General features: G+C 46.4%; 28 protein-coding genes and 1 tRNA gene. 25 read left to right on the top strand and 4 right to left on the bottom strand.

Going from position 1 to position 16,091, the window contains the following annotated elements:
- Window positions 1-343 precede the first annotated feature (343 nt).
- Entirely contained in the window at window positions 344-946 is a 603-nt protein-coding gene (locus tag K9N75_RS15420) for an HNH endonuclease (RefSeq protein ID WP_224451825.1), read from the bottom strand.
- Between the two features lie 546 nt (window positions 947-1,492).
- Between K9N75_RS15420 and K9N75_RS15415 the strand changes: the two genes are divergently transcribed.
- Entirely contained in the window at window positions 1,493-1,867 is a 375-nt protein-coding gene (locus K9N75_RS15415) for a hypothetical protein (RefSeq protein ID WP_115103005.1), read from the top strand.
- Between the two features lie 40 nt (window positions 1,868-1,907).
- Here the strand turns inward: K9N75_RS15415 and K9N75_RS15410 are convergent, their stop codons facing one another.
- Together K9N75_RS15410 and K9N75_RS15405 are read right to left on the bottom strand one after the other, a co-directional pair.
- Window positions 1,908-2,948: a P63C domain-containing protein gene (locus tag K9N75_RS15410; RefSeq protein ID WP_224451824.1), complete on the bottom strand. Its 1,041-nt coding sequence runs from the start codon at window positions 2,946-2,948 to the stop codon at window positions 1,908-1,910.
- A 120-nt stretch (window positions 2,949-3,068) separates the two neighbouring features.
- On the bottom strand, window positions 3,069-3,734 hold the full coding sequence (locus K9N75_RS15405) for a LexA family protein (protein WP_224451823.1): 666 nt from the start codon (window positions 3,732-3,734) through the stop codon (window positions 3,069-3,071).
- Between the two features lie 115 nt (window positions 3,735-3,849).
- Between K9N75_RS15405 and K9N75_RS15400 the strand changes: the two genes are divergently transcribed.
- The 22 genes from K9N75_RS15400 (at window position 3,850) to K9N75_RS15295 (ending at window position 13,651) form a co-directional block, all read left to right on the top strand.
- Complete coding sequence (locus K9N75_RS15400; RefSeq protein ID WP_061553970.1) at window positions 3,850-4,059, top strand: helix-turn-helix transcriptional regulator; 210 nt, start codon at window positions 3,850-3,852, stop codon at window positions 4,057-4,059.
- A 105-nt stretch (window positions 4,060-4,164) separates the two neighbouring features.
- Window positions 4,165-4,506 (top strand): CII family transcriptional regulator, encoded by a 342-nt coding sequence (locus tag K9N75_RS15395; protein WP_224451822.1) that lies wholly within the window; start codon window positions 4,165-4,167, stop codon window positions 4,504-4,506.
- Window positions 4,507-4,632: 126 nt separating this feature from the next.
- A complete protein-coding gene (locus tag K9N75_RS15390; protein ID WP_224452621.1) occupies window positions 4,633-5,571 on the top strand; it encodes a phage replication protein O in 939 nt (312 codons plus the stop codon).
- Window positions 5,568-6,269 carry a replication protein P gene (locus K9N75_RS15385; protein WP_224451821.1) on the top strand — a complete coding sequence of 234 codons (702 nt, stop codon included), beginning with the start codon at window positions 5,568-5,570 and terminating at the stop codon, window positions 6,267-6,269. The genes K9N75_RS15390 and K9N75_RS15385 overlap by 4 nt, the downstream gene beginning before the upstream one ends.
- Window positions 6,270-6,468: 199 nt before the next feature.
- Window positions 6,469-6,819: a DUF551 domain-containing protein gene (locus K9N75_RS15380; RefSeq protein ID WP_224451820.1), complete on the top strand. Its 351-nt coding sequence runs from the start codon at window positions 6,469-6,471 to the stop codon at window positions 6,817-6,819.
- The gene (locus K9N75_RS22925; protein ID WP_511177105.1) at window positions 6,765-7,124 is read left to right on the top strand and encodes a phiTE_015 family protein; all 360 of its coding nucleotides are present in this window, start codon (window positions 6,765-6,767) and stop codon (window positions 7,122-7,124) included. The genes K9N75_RS15380 and K9N75_RS22925 overlap by 55 nt, the downstream gene beginning before the upstream one ends.
- 5 nt (window positions 7,125-7,129) lie before the next feature.
- On the top strand, window positions 7,130-7,330 hold the full coding sequence (locus tag K9N75_RS15370) for a DUF4014 family protein (protein ID WP_127908280.1): 201 nt from the start codon (window positions 7,130-7,132) through the stop codon (window positions 7,328-7,330).
- 3 nt (window positions 7,331-7,333) lie between these two features.
- On the top strand, window positions 7,334-7,783 hold the full coding sequence (locus K9N75_RS15365) for a DUF1367 family protein (protein WP_224451819.1): 450 nt from the start codon (window positions 7,334-7,336) through the stop codon (window positions 7,781-7,783).
- 211 nt (window positions 7,784-7,994) lie between these two features.
- Window positions 7,995-8,294, top strand: coding sequence for a phage protein NinX family protein (locus K9N75_RS15360; protein WP_224451818.1), 300 nt, complete (start codon window positions 7,995-7,997; stop codon window positions 8,292-8,294).
- Complete coding sequence (locus K9N75_RS15355) at window positions 8,287-8,466, top strand: hypothetical protein (RefSeq protein WP_224451817.1); 180 nt, start codon at window positions 8,287-8,289, stop codon at window positions 8,464-8,466. The genes K9N75_RS15360 and K9N75_RS15355 overlap by 8 nt, the downstream gene beginning before the upstream one ends.
- Complete coding sequence (locus tag K9N75_RS15350) at window positions 8,453-8,743, top strand: hypothetical protein (protein ID WP_149228823.1); 291 nt, start codon at window positions 8,453-8,455, stop codon at window positions 8,741-8,743. Before K9N75_RS15355 ends, K9N75_RS15350 begins: the two co-directional genes overlap by 14 nt.
- Window positions 8,740-9,102, top strand: coding sequence for a RusA family crossover junction endodeoxyribonuclease (locus tag K9N75_RS15345; RefSeq protein ID WP_224451816.1), 363 nt, complete (start codon window positions 8,740-8,742; stop codon window positions 9,100-9,102). The genes K9N75_RS15350 and K9N75_RS15345 overlap by 4 nt, the downstream gene beginning before the upstream one ends.
- On the top strand, window positions 9,099-9,302 hold the full coding sequence (locus K9N75_RS15340; protein ID WP_224451815.1) for a phage NinH family protein: 204 nt from the start codon (window positions 9,099-9,101) through the stop codon (window positions 9,300-9,302). Before K9N75_RS15345 ends, K9N75_RS15340 begins: the two co-directional genes overlap by 4 nt.
- Window positions 9,299-9,925 (top strand): hypothetical protein, encoded by a 627-nt coding sequence (locus tag K9N75_RS15335; RefSeq protein WP_224451814.1) that lies wholly within the window; start codon window positions 9,299-9,301, stop codon window positions 9,923-9,925. The genes K9N75_RS15340 and K9N75_RS15335 overlap by 4 nt, the downstream gene beginning before the upstream one ends.
- Before the next feature lie 277 nt (window positions 9,926-10,202).
- Window positions 10,203-10,286 (top strand) — tRNA-Glu (locus K9N75_RS15330).
- Between the two features lie 216 nt (window positions 10,287-10,502).
- A complete protein-coding gene (locus K9N75_RS15325) occupies window positions 10,503-10,754 on the top strand; it encodes a phage holin family protein (protein WP_375374062.1) in 252 nt (83 codons plus the stop codon).
- A complete protein-coding gene (locus tag K9N75_RS15320; protein ID WP_224451813.1) occupies window positions 10,744-11,358 on the top strand; it encodes a glycoside hydrolase family 19 protein in 615 nt (204 codons plus the stop codon). The genes K9N75_RS15325 and K9N75_RS15320 overlap by 11 nt, the downstream gene beginning before the upstream one ends.
- A complete protein-coding gene (locus tag K9N75_RS15315) occupies window positions 11,355-11,882 on the top strand; it encodes a DUF2514 domain-containing protein (protein WP_224451812.1) in 528 nt (175 codons plus the stop codon). Before K9N75_RS15320 ends, K9N75_RS15315 begins: the two co-directional genes overlap by 4 nt.
- 584 nt (window positions 11,883-12,466) lie before the next feature.
- Entirely contained in the window at window positions 12,467-12,709 is a 243-nt protein-coding gene (locus tag K9N75_RS15310) for a hypothetical protein (RefSeq protein WP_224451811.1), read from the top strand.
- 31 nt (window positions 12,710-12,740) lie between these two features.
- Window positions 12,741-12,959, top strand: coding sequence for a hypothetical protein (locus K9N75_RS15305; protein ID WP_224451810.1), 219 nt, complete (start codon window positions 12,741-12,743; stop codon window positions 12,957-12,959).
- 300 nt (window positions 12,960-13,259) lie between these two features.
- On the top strand, window positions 13,260-13,454 hold the full coding sequence (locus tag K9N75_RS15300) for a hypothetical protein (RefSeq protein ID WP_224451809.1): 195 nt from the start codon (window positions 13,260-13,262) through the stop codon (window positions 13,452-13,454).
- Between the two features lie 2 nt (window positions 13,455-13,456).
- Window positions 13,457-13,651 (top strand): hypothetical protein, encoded by a 195-nt coding sequence (locus tag K9N75_RS15295; RefSeq protein WP_224451808.1) that lies wholly within the window; start codon window positions 13,457-13,459, stop codon window positions 13,649-13,651.
- A 43-nt stretch (window positions 13,652-13,694) separates the two neighbouring features.
- On the opposite strand, the gene K9N75_RS15290 is transcribed toward K9N75_RS15295, so the two are convergent.
- Window positions 13,695-13,925 (bottom strand): hypothetical protein, encoded by a 231-nt coding sequence (locus tag K9N75_RS15290; RefSeq protein ID WP_224451807.1) that lies wholly within the window; start codon window positions 13,923-13,925, stop codon window positions 13,695-13,697.
- A gap of 28 nt (window positions 13,926-13,953) precedes the next feature.
- Here K9N75_RS15290 and K9N75_RS15285 point away from each other — a divergent pair, with 28 nt between their 5' ends.
- Together K9N75_RS15285 and K9N75_RS15280 are read left to right on the top strand one after the other, a co-directional pair.
- Window positions 13,954-14,535, top strand: coding sequence for a terminase small subunit (locus K9N75_RS15285; RefSeq protein ID WP_046457132.1), 582 nt, complete (start codon window positions 13,954-13,956; stop codon window positions 14,533-14,535).
- The gene (locus K9N75_RS15280; RefSeq protein WP_224451806.1) at window positions 14,532-16,091 is read left to right on the top strand and encodes a terminase large subunit domain-containing protein; all 1,560 of its coding nucleotides are present in this window, start codon (window positions 14,532-14,534) and stop codon (window positions 16,089-16,091) included. Before K9N75_RS15285 ends, K9N75_RS15280 begins: the two co-directional genes overlap by 4 nt.

The following is a 16,091-nucleotide window of genomic DNA, read 5'->3' as shown; positions in this document are numbered from 1 at the left end:
ATGGTGTCGCATTCTCTGAAGCGAATTGCCTTCTCGCGATATTCGTTTTTAGCCTCGCGAAAGATCCCCATCCAGCGCTTTTCAAATTCCATACCTACCTCTCTAAATTAAGGGAATGCTCTTCCCGCGTGATTTCTGCACCGCATGAATCTTGCTTCCAAGCGGGTTCGTGTCTTTGTACCAAATACGGTGGTTACTTCGTTTCACCTCAACCTCAAGCTCTTTAGCTGCTCTTGGTGTCGGTAGGGATAGTGCTTTTACTGTTCTCTCTGAGCATCCAGAGAGCGTGGTAGCGATTTTTCGTGCCAACCGTCGCTCTGCATTGGCTGAGTTTCTTTCTTCACTACGGCGCTCTAAACGGCGTAATTTGCAGCGTTGTTTTGCGTTCATGGATTTCTCCGAATTCTTTAGAGAGAATTAAAATATTGTGCTGAACTTTCCTCATGGCAAACTCACCATGAATCTCCATGGCCTTTCTGTTATATGTCTCTACGGCGGTACGCTTATCAACAAACATACCTAGAGATATTTTTTTCTTATTTACCGATATTGAAGCCATCCAGCGGTTATACCTTTTCGAGTAAAAAACACCGATATAACCCGTACGATTAGCTCTCGTTAAACCAATGCTTCGGTTATTCTGGTTTCTTGTAACCTCTCTTAGGTTTTTGATTCTATTGTCAATCCTACATCCGTTGATGTGGTCAATATGATCAGGTTCTCTCCCTGTCAGCATCTTCCAAATCAAACGATGTAATGTATAGAGCCTGCTATTAAACCTCACATACATGTATCCATTTTTATTTAAAGTCCCACAGCTGTTACTTAACACCCGACCGGGTTTACGGTTTGCCCACCAGAGAAGGCCGCTATCTGCGTCATATCTGAATTCGCTCAATAACTCTTCTTGGCTAGGCAAGGGGATTCTTTTGATATTCTCGGCCATGTGCTTTTCTCCAAGTTACTCAGCTATACGCGCTATGACTCGTATAAATAAGTTTCTTTGACTCACACTCTCGCAGTGAGCGCGCTCATGCCCTTGAGTATCTGTCGCGTTATCGCCGCTAATAACCGGTGCGCGTCTGGCCTTCGCGCTGCTTTACCGAAGCTACTTTTAATTAGAAACCTTAACCCGATGCTAAGCAGGCTCGCTCAATGGCGACTCAGGGCAGCATCATTACTGCTGCATTGCCTTTCGGCTGCGGTCTAACCGCTTTAGTGCACCATTTGGCACCTCCTGTTATTGGTTAGATATTTCGTACACCTCTCGGCATACCTTCTGATTGTTAAAGAGCATCCAACTTCCTGTTGGTTAGTGCGTCCTGCCGTGTTGATGAATGAAGTATACGTATCGTATTCATATGATGCAATACGTTATGTATACAAAACTTGCATTGTATACATATTGTTATGATTTATATGCGTATTTATTTTTAATGTGAGTGCCGTAGATATTTTTTGGTGATAAAGTGAGCCAAAAAATGGAGGGGGTATGGATACAAAAGAGTGGGTGGATAAGCTGAGATGGTTGAGTGCAGAGCAGATCGTGGATATTCACTTCAAACTTCAGGAGCAGATTAAGAAGCATTACAGGCTACGAGAAGAAGGAGATAATCTTGAAAGAGCGGTACAACTATGCGAACAGCATGTTGCGCTTGCAGAGCTTGCTTTACCCGCGTTAAAAGAAAAACATGATTCTCAGGCTAAGGAATATGAGGAGGTGTTAGGTAAGAAAAGCCCTTTGGAATTTTATACACCTTCCCATTATGGTTATTATCAGCTGATCATAATCATGAAAAAGAGAAAGGATTTCGAGAGGGTTCAGCAACTTGAGAAAAAGAGGGATGCGGAAGGATGGCGTTCGTAGAGCAATAAAAACCCCGCTCGGCGGCGGGGTGGGGGTAAGATTATTTATCTGAATCATCCAACTCTTGGGGGATAATGTCATCAAATCTCGGGTGAATCCTATTCATTTTGGAAATGAAATCAGTGTAATCGCTCGAAAGCTTCATCACTGTTACCGCAGATGAGAGGTGCTCTCTTAGCTTTTGTTGACCAATGTTAGGCGTTAATGATTGGAATAATTTTGTTCTTTTTGAGGCGGTTTTTGTTTTATTTTTCAGTTCTTCTAATATGTTTGGAGCTAATCGCTTATAAACAATGTCATTTGTTAATAAGCCAAAGTATTGTGGCCTAAACTTAGGATTAGAAGGCGGATATTCCAGCCCCCTTAATCTGAAAAGCTCTTCATAATATTCTGGTGGGAATGTGGTGATGTATGGCTGTATTTCTTTGGCTACGAACGCCTCCAGAATTTTTGCCAAAGAATCTCGTTCCCTATCTCGTTGGTAACCAGTGGCTTCATCAACAAGAGCGATGACACCAACCTTCGCTAAGGAACGAACAAGCACCTCTGCTTTCTGAGCGACAGCGCTTTGTTCTTTTGTTTTTATTGCATTATCTTCACGGGCACGAAGATAAAGATCGCCGACTAACGGCAAAATCAGTACGTTATGGCCTTCCTTAATGAAGCCTGACTCAGTTTTATATTTTATTCTGGGGATCTGATCCTTAAGGTCTTGACTTACATATGGAATTAGGTTCATTGCATCCATAAAAGGAGGCATTTGGATCTCACCAATAAATCTTTGATTTTCTGATGATTTCTTGTATCCACGCTGAGTCCTTCCAAGCGCCTCAAACACTGAAGTTACTGTGACTACTCTAGTTCCGTTATCTAATACCGCAACCTCCAAATCGGTATCGCCAATGCGTAGCCTACCTTCGTTGATAACGGTAGGCAGAGCTGCTTTCTCTTTTTTAGCCTGAGCAGCTTTGAGTGCTGATTCTTTACGTTCCTCAGGGGTCATTTTTGCGGCCCTTGCTTTGCCACCCTTCGCTCTGCCCTTTGGTGCTTCGCCTTCTGCTTGCTCAGTAATGTCTGTCATCTTAATTTCTCGTGTTGTGAAAGTACGAACATTATAAGCATATGTTCGTTGTTACGTGCAACACTTATTTTTGAACGTAAAAAAGGCCGCATCTCTGCGACCTCTCTCTTATCATACCTATCACCCAAACGTATCCTCAGGCCACTGGGCTTTGATCACCTTTCCGATAATGCGGCAATTAGTACCGCACTCTAGACTTTGATAACGTGGGTTAGGGTTGAGCGGCTCAAGCCAAGGCTTACCATCTTCAATGACAAACCGCTTGAATGTCACAGCCGCATCGTTATCAATCCCAGCAACACAATAATCGCCAGAAGCAACGTCCTCAGCAGGATCTACAAGGATTAGCATCCCCTCGGGGAAGCTGGGGCGACTGCCAGTTGGAGCTGTCATCGAGTGACCCTCAACAACAAGCCAGAAAGCCATATCGCTAGCCTTTTTGGTTGTGCCAATCCAGTCCTTAGCATCTTGCTCAGTGTAAGAACCAACTGCGCCGAATGACCCAGCCTGAACACTGGTGAATAGAGGGTATGAATACTGAGGTTCAGGAGGCAAGGTATCTGGGTTTTCACCATGCTGTAAGCTGAATGTTCCATCAGTATTGAATACAGGATCTTTAATACCTAAACGATTAAAAATTGCCGAGATTTCTTGGAGCGTCGGCTGCCTTCTTCCGTTGAGCCAATGGCTAACCGCTCCCTTAGTAATTCCTAAGTGAACAGCGATATCTTCCTGTGTAACGCCTAGAGCCTTCATGCGCTCTTTAGCTAAGTCATACCATGTCATTTTCATAGCCTAATTATACATTCTGTATAGATTACTCTAAAGTCACAAACCGTATATATTCGTTTGCTGTTTTTGAATACGATATGTATACTTTGCATTAAATAAGGAGGAGTACATGAATAAATTGCGAGATATTCGCGAAGCCCTTGGGCTAACACAGTCAGAACTTGCTCAGTTGGCTGGCTGCACTCCAGGGACTATCAGTCACTATGAGACTGGGCGCCGCGGCATGGACATCAATCAATGTCGTCAGTTTGTCGGAATTTTTAACCGTTTAGGGGCAAGCGTCGGATTGGATGACGTTTTCCCACCCAAAGCCGCTTAAGCAACACCGTTCTTTAACAGTCCTAGCCTCCCTGCCGCAATGTGGGGAAACCCCAACCACCTAAACGGTGGTGTAACTATTTATTCAACAAAGGAAGTATCACAAATGGAACATGCAAAAACACGCAACAACTCACAAGAGATTGAAGTTCGTATCAGGGGGCTAATAAGCCGATTAGGTTTAGCTACCGTCGCTAAGGGTATGGGGCTGGATAAGTCTCAAATCAGCAGGATGCAGACAGGGAAGCAATGCTTTGTGGAGAGGGTGGCTAAGTTCTTGGAGGTCATCGGGTTCTGCAAAGAAGACTCGATCTTATCAATTGCAGGTGATGAAGCCGCTGAGATAGCGAAGTCACTACGAATGCTGAGCATGATTATCAACTCAGAAAAGAAAAAGTCGCCAACTGCGGTAACAGCTGACGACTCTCAGATCACTATGACTTTCTAGTACTGGATCAATTCACAGGAGTAATTATGGCACCACATTCTAAATGTGTAAACAGCAAAGGGGGAGGCAATGTCTACAGCTGAGCTCTTTGACTTTAATGCTGAACGTAAGCGCAGGAGCAACCGGATGGAAAACCAGAAGCTTGGTTATGTCCCGTTGTACCGAAGCGTTAAGAAGACATCATGGTCAAAGGATGTATTCCTTCGCACTCTCTGGGAAGACCTGTTATTAGGGGCTCAGCGAAAGCCCCGTACAGTTAATTTCAAAGGTAACCTATGGGATCTTCAAGTCGGTCAACTGGTCGTGACACCGGCTGAATTAGGGCTTTCCCTTTGTGATAGAAATGGGAAGCCAACCAGTCGTGATGCAGTGGTTAGGATGCTGAACTTTTTCGTCAAGGAAGGGATGATTTCTGTGGACGGAGAGAAGCGAAAAGGGACGGTGATAACCATCTTAAATTACGCTGAATATGCCGAAAAAACAGACAATTTACCCGCACATAAAGCCGCACACTACCACGCACATAACAAACCCAGCGATGGCGCGGCTTCCGGCGGTGGTGCCGCACATAAAGGCGCACATAAACCCGCACATCATGAACAAGAAGGTAATAACAATAATATTAAAAGACTATCGTCTGAGAATTCTCACGAATCCTCAAACGCCGCGTTGGAAAAGTTTCTCTCAGCTCATCCAGATGCGTTTGTTTACTCAGCCACTGGATCAAAGTGGGGGACTCAGGAGGACGACAGGGCTAGTCGCTGGATTTACGAGAAGGTCTGCGTTGTTGATGCCTCAGCCAAAGAGCCTAACTGGGCGGACTGGGCAAACGTAGTTCGACTGATGAGACAGCAAGACAACCGAACGCACAAAGAGATTTGTGAGTTATTCCTCTGGGCAAACCGAGATTCGTTCTGGTGCTCAAATATCCTATCCCCAGCAGCTCTGCGGAAAAAATGGGGAACCCTATCAGCCCAGATGGGAAAACCAAACCGAAGCCAACGACTAAACACTGATCCGGTACCGCACTGGAACAGCAGAGAGTCATGGGAGGATTTCATATGACACATCGACTGATGAGCGCTATCGCAAACCGAGATGGTTCGGCGCTGGCCAGAATGTCCAACCCAGCTACACAGGCAATGCAGGGGGTAGTTAATCCTGATGCTGAAAACTTGGTTGATGCTCTGTTTCGCCAGCTAAAGCAGGTGTTCCCAGCAGCAAGCCAAACCAACCTGCGTAGACCTGAAGACGAGAACGCAGCAAAAAAACAGTGGATTGCTGCATTCGCTGAGAATGGAATCCGAACCAGAGAGCAGCTATCGGCAGGGATGCAACACGCCAGATCCAGTGAGTCTCCGTTCTGGCCTTCACCCGGTCAATTTATCGCATGGTGCAAACAAGGTGTTCTGAAAGCTAACGGCTTGCCAAGTAGCGAGGAGCTGTATGGCCTAGTGATGGAATACTGCGCTAACCGTGGATTGTATTCGTCACCAGAGTCCTATCCGTGGCCTAGCAACGCGGCGTACTGGATGGTGACAAAGTTATATTCGCAGATGCGCGGCAAGAACCAGTCTGAATCAGAACTCCGCAAGAGTTGCACTGAAGAGTTAGTGATCATGGGGCGGCGCATTGAGTCTGGTGAAGAAATACCAAAGCCAGTTGTTCAGTTGGAAAAGCTACACATTCCGATCAGCAATGAAGCTGGGCTACAGAAAATTGCAGATATTCGCAAAAAGCTAAACCTACCGCGCAGAGGTTAGAAATGAGCAAGTGTTGCATGTGTCACCAGCATCTCGAATACGGCTATGGCCTCACGTATCACGGATTCACATCATGTGAGACACATTACGATGGGATGGTTGATCGCGTTGATTCTTGGCGAGCAGATGCCTTTGAAACTGACACGCAAGAGCTGCATGGAGTTGATGAGCCAGCACCAACAATAGGGTGGAGATAGTCATGACAAGTCGTGAAGAAATAGTTTTAGCGCTTAAGTACTTTTTCGATGTGGAAACAGAGGCCAGTGTCCATGAAATTATTGGACAAGAGAGCGATCCGGTAGACACCATCGCCACTGCACTGGACGAGTATAGAAAAGTCGATAAGTGTGAAGGCTGGATCAAGTGCTCAGACGAATATCCAGATCAAAGCGTTGATGTTCAGATTTATTGCTCAGATACCAAGGAGCAGTTTGTCGGCTTTCATCTTGGAAATGGCGAGTTCCAATATGGGCTATGTGAGGCTGGCGCATTGGTATGCAGTCCAACCCACTGGCAGCCACTACCAGAGCCACCACAGGAGAGCAAATGACAAGTCGTGAACAGTTTGAAACGGCATGGCAAAAAAATAACGAATGCGAGCCTATGGATGGCTGGGAAAGTCTGCGTTGTGATGATGGTTACACGGACGAGATAATTGATGGTCAGTGGTGGGCATGGCAAGCAAGCCGCGAGGCGGTGGAGTTAGATATTGACTGGCCTGAAGCCAACGATGATACATGGAAAGATGGTGAAGAAGGTGCTTATGCCATGGGGCATGAGGACGGGAAGGATAAGGTTGTCATCGCCGTACGCAAGGCAATCCGCACCGCTGGCATCAAGGTTAAGGGGGAGTGATGGCCATGAAGAAATACAGGCGTAACAGGCTAAAGGATGCAGTGATTGTCACTACCTGGCTTATCGCTGTGCTGCCAATCTTCCCAGTAGCACTAATCATCGCTCTGCATGACCACGTAGAGAAGTTTGCAGACTGGTATGACGATTTAGCCCTTCAGCCAATCCGCAAATGGCGCAACAAATGGAATCCAATCAAAGAGGACTAACGCTTGCAAATCGACATGGTTAAAAATGCCGGTGGCGTTTTTGTACCAATGTTCGAACACGATTTACCCCGCCTAACCAAGTTCAAAAACGGTGAAGTCTATACCGCTGATTTCAAGCTAACCCGCAATCCGATATTTCACAAAAAGATGTTCGTCTTCTTCAAATTCTGCTTTCAGTACTGGTGTGCAAACAAGGCAGGGCTTGAGCATATGGATGAGCACAGCCAGTTTGACCGTTTCCGCAAAGACCTAACGATACTCGCAGGTTTTTACGAGCAGACGGTGCGACTAAACGGTGAGATACGAACTGAAGCCAAGAGCTTGGCATACGCGAACATGGAAGCGGACGAGTTCGAAAGTTGCTACAAAGCGATGATTAACGCAGCCATCAAACATATTTTCGCCGGAACGAGAGACGAAAATATCCTCAATCAGCTACAGAGCTTTTTTTAGCGGAGGTACAGATGAAGCGAACGTGGTTCACACACGAACCCATGACCACAGAAGAAGCTAATCAACTACTCGATAGATACAAAAACAACGGAGTGCAGGCCACTAAATCACTATCAGCAGACAATCGTCACTGGTTCGTTCAAGCATTTCTCCCTGAATCAAATTACCTACCTAATTCAAAAATACAGACATCCAAAATCTGGAGATAGACATGACTGATTACAGCAAGATGGGCGACTTTGAGATTAACAAAGCGGTAGCAATCTCACGCCATCCTGAACTTAAAGATTGGATTTGTTTCGATATCTCTGGTCGTGCCGTCTTTGTGATTAACGACGGTAAGTTGAGCAGGGCGCAGCATGGTTTCAGTTTTACTAGCTGCCCATCCGACGCATGGCCGATTTTGAAAGAATACTGCATCGACATCAATTGGGATGGTGACAGTGATAGCGAGCCTCTCCGAGACGCCATGATCGTCTACCTGATGATGAAGGAGAGTGAGAATGGCTAGGGGTAGAAGCAAGTATAAACACAAGCATAAGTATCCCAAGAAAGAGCAGGTAGCATACGTATCAACACCGATGATTAACCCAGCAACAGTAAAGACCATTATTTTCGCCATCGTGCTTTTCATCTGCTTTATCGCAGCGGTAACGCCGGAGGTGCCAATTGCTCAAGGCTAATGCATTCCGCAGCCGAAAATGGCTATCTGCCGTTGGCGAACTAGGGGATTGTGTACTGTGCGGAACGTATGGCGTGCAGGTAGCTCATCGAAACGAGGGAAAAGGCATGGGATTAAAATGCGATGACAGCCTCACAGCGGCTATTTGTCCTGAATGCCACAACTCTATAGACAACGGCAAGGAACTAAGCAGGGATGAGCGCAGAGCGCTAATGGATAAGGCCATTGTCCTAACTATCCAACGCCTCGCAAGAGAGGGGAGGATAACAGTGAAATGAGAACATACCGGCTAACGCTGCCGTACCCGCCGAGCCTGAATACCTACTGGCGACACGCAAGGCAACGGCACTACATCAGCGAGAAAGGCACAAAATACCGACAAGACATTATCACCATCATCCACCAGCAAAACCTCGATATTCACACTACTTCCAGACTCAAATTCTCAATCACTGCCCACGTACCAGACAAACGCCGTCGCGACTTAGACAACCTGCAAAAGGCCGTCTTTGATTCGCTTGTGCATGCTGGATTCATGGAAGACGACGAGCAGATTGATGACTTCAGAGTACGGCGCGGTGAGATGGTGAAGGGCGGAAAGCTGGAAGTGGTCATCACCGAACTGGAGGGGATATGAATGCCGAAATCCGAACCATACCCGACATGCTAGTCGATACATACGGCAATCAGAGTGAGCTAGCACGACGCTTACACATCAATAGAGAAACCATATCAAAATACCTCAACGACAAAGAGGCTAAGCACCACGCAATAGTGAATGGCGTATTCATGACATCACGCGGTGATAGTGGGAAAAATAGGTGGGGTAAGCGATGAGACAAGATAGATATGACATTGAGCAGCTATCTAAGTTGGCATTCATACGTCGTGAAACGGATATGCGGCGCTTGTTTGGCAATGGATGGAAAACTATCAACGACTCCCAGCGGAAGTGGATACGCTACATGCTAAGAGTTTGGGGTGATCATATGCGAGGCGATGAGTCTCCACGCGGAGAGGTCAATGTAATAGGTCGCTTAATGATGCGATGCGAATGGAGTGAACAGAAAAGCAAGCAGATAGAAAGCACTGTCACGGAGCTTTTTGCCCAAGGATATCGAGATGAAGAACTACACCGCAGAGCCAGAGATATCATCATTCCAAAATCAGCAGCAGGCAACATCATCGCTCTCGCCAAAGAATCAGATGATGCCGCCTTTATGGAGCGACTGATAACGAAGGTGTTAGGAAGAGATAACCCGATTCGTTCTATGGCTAGATTAAAATACTGTAGGCGCAAAAGCTCGCAAGACCTGATTCGATCGCTTTCTGCATTGAAAGGGATATCAGCAAAAGAGTCTCGCAATAGAATAGAATGGGCTGAAAATATTCTTGATGGGGAACTCTATTACTCATCTAAAAGAGAAATGGAGAAAGAAATTCTACATCAAGCAGCTTAATAGCACGAATAGCTAAAGCAAAAGGGCAAGCATTAGTATAAATTTGATGCATGCTCGGGAGCAAAAGCGAAAGAGCGCAGTAACAAAGAAAAGGCTGGCTTAATCGCTGGCCTTTTTAGTTTTCAGCACATCACTCAGCGAAGAAGGGTAAACCGGAGCGGTTGGTGTGCTGCACAACTGCATGAGTATTAGTCGGAACGGCAATCAGTCGCCATGAGTATGCTAGAAGCTGAAAACTCGCGGCTGATTGTGACAACGCCTGTCAGTGCTCATGACAGTTGTGGTAGATGGTTAAAATCCATCCGGGCTTTCACCCCGTTGTCATATTGGTCAGATGCAGGTTCAATTCCAGCCCACAACTTTAATTTCAAGCCTCGCCATCGTGCGGGGCTTTTTGCATTTAGCGTCATCCAAAACCAACCAACCGCACTCACACATTCCTTGTCTGGCATGGATACGGGTGACGCTATTCCCTACACACAATAAAGCGCCGTTCCCTATCGGGGAGGTGGATATGCGTATGCCAAACAAAGACCCGAGCTCATACGGTTTAGTCGTATGGGTTCTTATTGCCGCTATGTCCATTTACGGCGGCTTCGTTAAATACATCATCGATACAAAAACAAATAAAACGGCGTGGAGTTGGGTAGCTGCTTTCGCTCAAGTTGCTGTATCTGGCTTTGCCGGATTGATTGGTGGCCTGATCAGTATTGAATCCGGCCTGAGTATTTATTACGTGCTTGTCGTATCAGGCATGAGCGGGACGATGGGTAGCGTAGCGCTCAGCTTCTTCTGGGAGCGCATTACGGGGATGAAAAATGCAAATTAGTGATTTTCAGCAGGCAGCTGACATCAGTGCTGATTTAGCGTCTCGATGGTTTCCGCACATTGACGCGGCAATGAAAGAATTTGGCATTACCGCGGCAGCCGATCAGGCGATGTTTATTGCTCAGGTGGGTCATGAGTCTGGTGGGTTTCGGCAGGTTGTTGAATCACTGAATTACACACCGGGTGCTTTGGTTACTGTATTTGGTAAGCGTATTACTCAGCAGCAGGCCAATGCCCTTGGCAGAACGACGCAGCAACCAGCGCGACAAGATGCCATCGCTAATCTGGTTTATGCCAACCGCTTAGGTAATAAAGCCTCCGGCGATGGTTGGAAGTATCGAGGCCGCGGCCTTATCCAGATTACCGGACTTGATAACTATCGCGCATGTGGCGCAGCGCTAAAGCTTGATCTGGTGACTAAGCCAGAACTGCTCGAGCTAGAGCTACAAGCTGCGCGTTCGGCTGCATGGTTCTACACATCAAAAGGCTGTATGGCCTACGGTGCTGACGTCTACCGAGTGACGCAGATTATCAACGGCGGCTTGAACGGTATCGATGATCGCAAGGTACGCTACAACAAAGCGCGGGCGGCGTTGATGGTATGAGAGAGTTTGCTGGTTTACTCAAGATTTACTGGAAGCCACTAACGTTAATAGCGCTGGTGGCTTTGTCGTTATTAGGGGCTTACTCCGTCGGCTATGACAGCGCTGATAAATCTTGGCAATTGAAATGGGCGAAGCGTGATAAAGATGATTCTGATGCTCTAGCCAAGCGACATACAGAAGCTAGAATAGAAGAACAGCGCCGACAGCAGGCTATCAACAAGGTGATACAGAATGCCAGCCAACAAATATATGCCGCTCATAATGATGCTGTTTCTGCCAATGCTGTCGCTAGTAGGTTGCACGAACAGGCCGACAAACTCGCCCATCGACTGGCAGACCGTGAAAGAGCCTGCGGTTCCCCAACTACCCGCGGAGGCCAGACAGCAAGCGGAGCCCAATTGCTTGCCGACCTGTTCAAGCGTGCTGATGAAGAGGCGGGAAGAATGGCAGCAATTGCTGATGAGGCAAGAGTCAGAGGACTAGCCTGTGAACAAGCTTATAGTGGGCTAGTGCCTGATAGATAGGAAACCCCCGCCGAAGCAGGGGCCACTCTGGGTGAGTTATCCAATAAATGAATAGCCAACAGTTGATTGGCTTAATGAATATACACAATAATTTTTATTGTTATGTATGAGCTTGGTAACGATTTGGATTTTTGATAAAAAAACGCCGCACTAAAAGACTGTGGTGAGTTTAGTGCGGCGGAGCAAAGAGCATCGATATGTGACGTCAGGTGACTATCACATAACAAGCATAGTAACGATAGGCGATTTATCAAGTTTGGTTCGATGTGGCCGGTATGGTTTTGAGCAAAAAAAACCGCATCTAACAGTAATGGGGGAGAAGGATGTTAGATGCGGCGAAGCTACGAGCTATCAGCTATGTGATAGAAAGCGCTCCTGCTTTCTGACCTAAACGTAGCATTTGAGGTGTATTTATCCATCATGCAAGCGCTAGCGGGTGCTACATATTACTTAATCGTGTCTGATATTGATGATTGTTGTATTACAGCAGGCATTCTATGAGTACCTACGATAATGCAAAAAATAGGTAATTATTACTAATCAAGCCGCTCCCGAGCGGTTTTTTTCGTTGCTGGAGAAAGAGTATGAGAAAATTAACGGTCACTATTAAAGGCCTTGAGCAACACATTGATGGTGTCGTATGTGGAACATCTGTAGATATCAAGGTATATCAGGGAAGCACTCTTCTTGTATCTGATACATTTACTGGAAAACTATCTTCACCATACTCACGAAATTATGATGTTGTTGAGGCGGATGGTGATATTCAAGTGCTGCATAATCGCGCTGACCTATGTTCTCTAGAAGCAGAGGCTTGTTTGTCATAAGATTATCTCCGGGTACCCAAAGGAGATAATTATGTTTGTTGAAAATGGTCTGAAGAAAGATCCTGATAATTCAGGATGGGTTTTAGGTTGGGGTGTAGTTCGTTCTGCACCGTGGCATCTTGCTGGTGTTTATGGCTCTAAAGATGCTGCAGAAATGAAAGCAGCGGAATTAGGTGATGGTCATGAAGCTAAGTATGGTTCCCATCATCTCGGAAGTGATGATTTTGTTTCTGGTATTACATCTGAGTAACTTAATGACCTAGCTATAAAGGCTGCCTTCTGGCGGCCTTTTTTATTACCTATTGCGTAGGGTTGTCGCAGCATCTCTGTATTAGCCATAACCGGTGCCTCTCCTAGCCGTGAGCGTACAGAGACATCAATAACGACCAATGCCGAGCGATTACCACTCGCTCTCATGGCGGTAACATGAACCGTGGCAGAAGAATCATGGAGCAATACAGTGTGTTTTCACTGAGAGCACACGATATTGCAGCATAAGTTCACATAGCGCCCGAGGGCGGATACTCACAAATCAGAGGAATGTTCGCTTATGGCTGATAAGTACAACGTCAAAGCAACAAAGAAAGACGGAACCACATACGAGGGCGTCATGACAACAAAAGAGCCAAGACTGGTTAACGGTCTGTTTGCTATTGCAGAACATGACGGTTCATGGACATACATTCAGCCGGATGAGTTGAGTGAAATCACATTCAAGCCGGTAGCGGAAGAAACTCAGGAGTAAACATGGCCCTCACCAAAGAAGAAAAGATGCAGCGCCTTGCGATACTAGGGATGATTTCTGAGCTTGAAGAGAAAGAGCGCGAAGAGATTTTAGGGCTGAGAGATAAACTATCCAGCCTGCTCAAAGAGGCCAGCAAAAAAGAATTTTCCGTTGCAGCTTTAGCATTAATGGTCTGCGACATTCAGGAAGAAGAATAAGAGAAAGCAGATGGCTGACTTTCTCTTACTGTGGTTAATTTGACTAAATCATAGAGCCATCGACTTTAACATAAGCATTAGCTGAGCTATTTGGGATAACAACCTCAACTTGTTTGCCTGAGTCAGTCTTAATCTTAATAGTTACAGAGCTTGGCGGTGCTCCAGTATCATCACCAGTAAAGCCAGTAACTATCTCCTCTGAGCTCAAGTTTTCATTAACTATCGGCATAAGATCGCCGTTAACCAAACCAGCATGAATCGAGAAGTTGCCCATTCGTGCTTACCTCATATAGAGAAATATAATGGCACTCACTGACAAACAAGAAATGTTCTGTCGCGAGTACCTCATCGATTTAAATGCCACACAAGCGGCTATTCGGGCGGGGTACAGCGAAAAGACTGCAAACCGCATCGCCGCCCAACTGTTGTCAAAACTTGACATCCAGAACAGCATCGCGCAACTGAAAGCTCAACGCAATGAGCAGGTTAACATCGACGCGGCTTATGTTTTGAGACGTTTGGTAGAAATTGACCAAATGGATGTTCTCGATATTGTTCGAGATGATTTATCGCTTAAGCCTGTTAGCGAATGGCCTTCATCGTGGCGTCGATATATCTCAGGGTTCGACTTAGCCGAGATGTTTGAGAACACTGGCGAGGACGGCGGCAGAGAATTAGCTGGGATCATGAAGAAGATTAAGTGGCCAGATAAGGTTAAGAATCTGGAGCTACTTGGTAAGCATGTTTCCGTGATGGCTTTCAAAGAGCAGATTGATCAGAAGGTCACTGCTACTCATAACATCATGCCAGTCCCAACCTGCGACAGTGCTGAATCATGGGAGGCAATCGCACAGAAACAGCAAGGCGAGGTACTGGGCAAATGAACTACAACGTAGTTTGGAAGCCGTTACCCGGATCGCAGTCACTGTCTCTGAGTTGCCCATGTGATGAGATTCTTTTCGAGGGTACTCGCGGCCCCGGAAAAACAGCGGCGCAGTTGGCTAGATTTCGTCGTTTGGTTGGCACTGGCTACGGCACGTTCTGGCGAGGTGTGATATTCGATACCGAGTATAAAAACCTTGCAGACATCATCACGCAGTCTAAACGTATGTATCGGTTGTTTGGTGATGGAGCGAGATTCTTAAACTCTGCCTCAGAACTGAGATGGGTGTGGCCAACAGGTGAAGAGTTGCTTTTTAGGTTCGGCAAAGAAGAAAAAGATTACTGGGATTACCATGGGCAAGAATTCCCGTTTATCGGATTTAACGAGCTAACAAAGCAGCCAAATCCTGATTTCTACGAATCTATGTTCTCCTGTCGGCGATCGTCATTTAGGCCTCAGGACTATCCACTGCCAGATGGCAGCTTGTTGTCAAATATCCCGCTAGAGACTTTCAACACCACAAACCCATTCGGCATAGGCCATACATGGGTTAAAAAGCGATTCATTGACCCAGCGCCGCGTGGAACCATCATCCGCGATAAGCAGATGGTGCCTAACCCACAAACGCAGCAGGATGAAGAGATTACGCTTACTCGCGTAGCAATTCATGGCTCATTCAAAGAGAACCCATATCTCGATCCTGTATACATCGCCACGCTGATGAACATCAAAGACCCTAACAAGCGCAAAGCGTGGGTAGAGGGTTCATGGGACGTAACCAGCGGCGGGCGATTTGACCATCTGTGGAATGAATCGCTGCACGTCATCAAACCATTCAAGATACCGGATAGTTGGACTGTTGACCGATCACATGACTGGGGCGAATCCAAACCATTTTCCAATCTGTGGTGGGCTCAGTCTGATGGCACCGAAGCAACGCTTCCAAATGGCCGTAAGTTCTGCCCTCCATCTGGTTCATTGATACTGATAGGAGAATGGTATGGCTGCCCTCCTGATGAGCTCAATAAAGGGTTGAATATGTCTTCAACCAACGTTGCCAAGGGCATTGCTTGGATTGATAAGCGCCTGACTGGTGATGAGGTCGAAGAGCCGATAGAGACTAAAGGACAAGGCCAGATGCACATCATTCCGGGAATTTGTAAATCAGTTAAGGCTGGCCCCGCAGATGGTGCAATTTTCAATACTGGTGACAACGAATTATCGATAGCGCAGAAGATGGAAAATCAGGGGGTGAAGTGGATTGCCGCAGACAAAAAGCCCGGCTCACGAATCAATGGCGCATCCATATTCGCTGACATGCTTGAATCTGTCATCGAGGCCAAAAAGTCAGAGTCAGGCATCCCCGAGAAACCAGCATTCTATGTATTCGACTGCTGCCGCGGCTGGATAAGCCGAGTACCAGTTCTTGTTCGTGATGGTAAGAATCCTGATGACGTAGATACGACTCAGGAAGACCATGACTGGGATGCTACACGTTACCGCGCATTACACATTCATTACAAACCAACTGGTAAAGTCACCAAACTACGGATGTAA

It is taken from the genome of Hafnia paralvei (genome assembly GCF_020150375.1).
In the GTDB taxonomy this organism is placed as follows: Bacteria; Pseudomonadota; Gammaproteobacteria; order Enterobacterales; family Enterobacteriaceae; genus Hafnia; species Hafnia paralvei.
The sequence above is the reverse complement of the archived record's forward strand: the minus strand, read 5'-3'. Positions and strand labels throughout refer to the sequence as shown.

What these genes read in the sequence shown, in the direction of transcription:
- K9N75_RS15420 (WP_224451825.1), bottom strand. Translation starts at nt 946, where the DNA reads ATGGCCGAGAATATCAAAAGAATCCCCTTGCCTAGCCAAGAAGAGTTA.
- K9N75_RS15415 (WP_115103005.1), top strand. Translation starts at nt 1,493, where the DNA reads ATGGATACAAAAGAGTGGGTGGATAAGCTGAGATGGTTGAGTGCAGAG.
- K9N75_RS15410 (WP_224451824.1), bottom strand. Translation starts at nt 2,948, where the DNA reads ATGACAGACATTACTGAGCAAGCAGAAGGCGAAGCACCAAAGGGCAGA.
- K9N75_RS15405 (WP_224451823.1), bottom strand. Translation starts at nt 3,734, where the DNA reads ATGACATGGTATGACTTAGCTAAAGAGCGCATGAAGGCTCTAGGCGTT.
- K9N75_RS15400 (WP_061553970.1), top strand. Translation starts at nt 3,850, where the DNA reads ATGAATAAATTGCGAGATATTCGCGAAGCCCTTGGGCTAACACAGTCA.
- K9N75_RS15395 (WP_224451822.1), top strand. Translation starts at nt 4,165, where the DNA reads ATGGAACATGCAAAAACACGCAACAACTCACAAGAGATTGAAGTTCGT.
- K9N75_RS15390 (WP_224452621.1), top strand. Translation starts at nt 4,633, where the DNA reads ATGGAAAACCAGAAGCTTGGTTATGTCCCGTTGTACCGAAGCGTTAAG.
- K9N75_RS15385 (WP_224451821.1), top strand. Translation starts at nt 5,568, where the DNA reads ATGACACATCGACTGATGAGCGCTATCGCAAACCGAGATGGTTCGGCG.
- K9N75_RS15380 (WP_224451820.1), top strand. Translation starts at nt 6,469, where the DNA reads ATGACAAGTCGTGAAGAAATAGTTTTAGCGCTTAAGTACTTTTTCGAT.
- K9N75_RS22925 (WP_511177105.1), top strand. Translation starts at nt 6,765, where the DNA reads ATGCAGTCCAACCCACTGGCAGCCACTACCAGAGCCACCACAGGAGAG.
- K9N75_RS15370 (WP_127908280.1), top strand. Translation starts at nt 7,130, where the DNA reads ATGAAGAAATACAGGCGTAACAGGCTAAAGGATGCAGTGATTGTCACT.
- K9N75_RS15360 (WP_224451818.1), top strand. Translation starts at nt 7,995, where the DNA reads ATGACTGATTACAGCAAGATGGGCGACTTTGAGATTAACAAAGCGGTA.
- K9N75_RS15355 (WP_224451817.1), top strand. Translation starts at nt 8,287, where the DNA reads ATGGCTAGGGGTAGAAGCAAGTATAAACACAAGCATAAGTATCCCAAG.
- K9N75_RS15345 (WP_224451816.1), top strand. Translation starts at nt 8,740, where the DNA reads ATGAGAACATACCGGCTAACGCTGCCGTACCCGCCGAGCCTGAATACC.
- K9N75_RS15340 (WP_224451815.1), top strand. Translation starts at nt 9,099, where the DNA reads ATGAATGCCGAAATCCGAACCATACCCGACATGCTAGTCGATACATAC.
- K9N75_RS15335 (WP_224451814.1), top strand. Translation starts at nt 9,299, where the DNA reads ATGAGACAAGATAGATATGACATTGAGCAGCTATCTAAGTTGGCATTC.
- K9N75_RS15325 (WP_375374062.1), top strand. Translation starts at nt 10,503, where the DNA reads ATGTCCATTTACGGCGGCTTCGTTAAATACATCATCGATACAAAAACA.
- K9N75_RS15320 (WP_224451813.1), top strand. Translation starts at nt 10,744, where the DNA reads ATGCAAATTAGTGATTTTCAGCAGGCAGCTGACATCAGTGCTGATTTA.
- K9N75_RS15315 (WP_224451812.1), top strand. Translation starts at nt 11,355, where the DNA reads ATGAGAGAGTTTGCTGGTTTACTCAAGATTTACTGGAAGCCACTAACG.
- K9N75_RS15310 (WP_224451811.1), top strand. Translation starts at nt 12,467, where the DNA reads ATGAGAAAATTAACGGTCACTATTAAAGGCCTTGAGCAACACATTGAT.
- K9N75_RS15305 (WP_224451810.1), top strand. Translation starts at nt 12,741, where the DNA reads ATGTTTGTTGAAAATGGTCTGAAGAAAGATCCTGATAATTCAGGATGG.
- K9N75_RS15300 (WP_224451809.1), top strand. Translation starts at nt 13,260, where the DNA reads ATGGCTGATAAGTACAACGTCAAAGCAACAAAGAAAGACGGAACCACA.
- K9N75_RS15295 (WP_224451808.1), top strand. Translation starts at nt 13,457, where the DNA reads ATGGCCCTCACCAAAGAAGAAAAGATGCAGCGCCTTGCGATACTAGGG.
- K9N75_RS15290 (WP_224451807.1), bottom strand. Translation starts at nt 13,925, where the DNA reads ATGGGCAACTTCTCGATTCATGCTGGTTTGGTTAACGGCGATCTTATG.
- K9N75_RS15285 (WP_046457132.1), top strand. Translation starts at nt 13,954, where the DNA reads ATGGCACTCACTGACAAACAAGAAATGTTCTGTCGCGAGTACCTCATC.
- K9N75_RS15280 (WP_224451806.1), top strand. Translation starts at nt 14,532, where the DNA reads ATGAACTACAACGTAGTTTGGAAGCCGTTACCCGGATCGCAGTCACTG.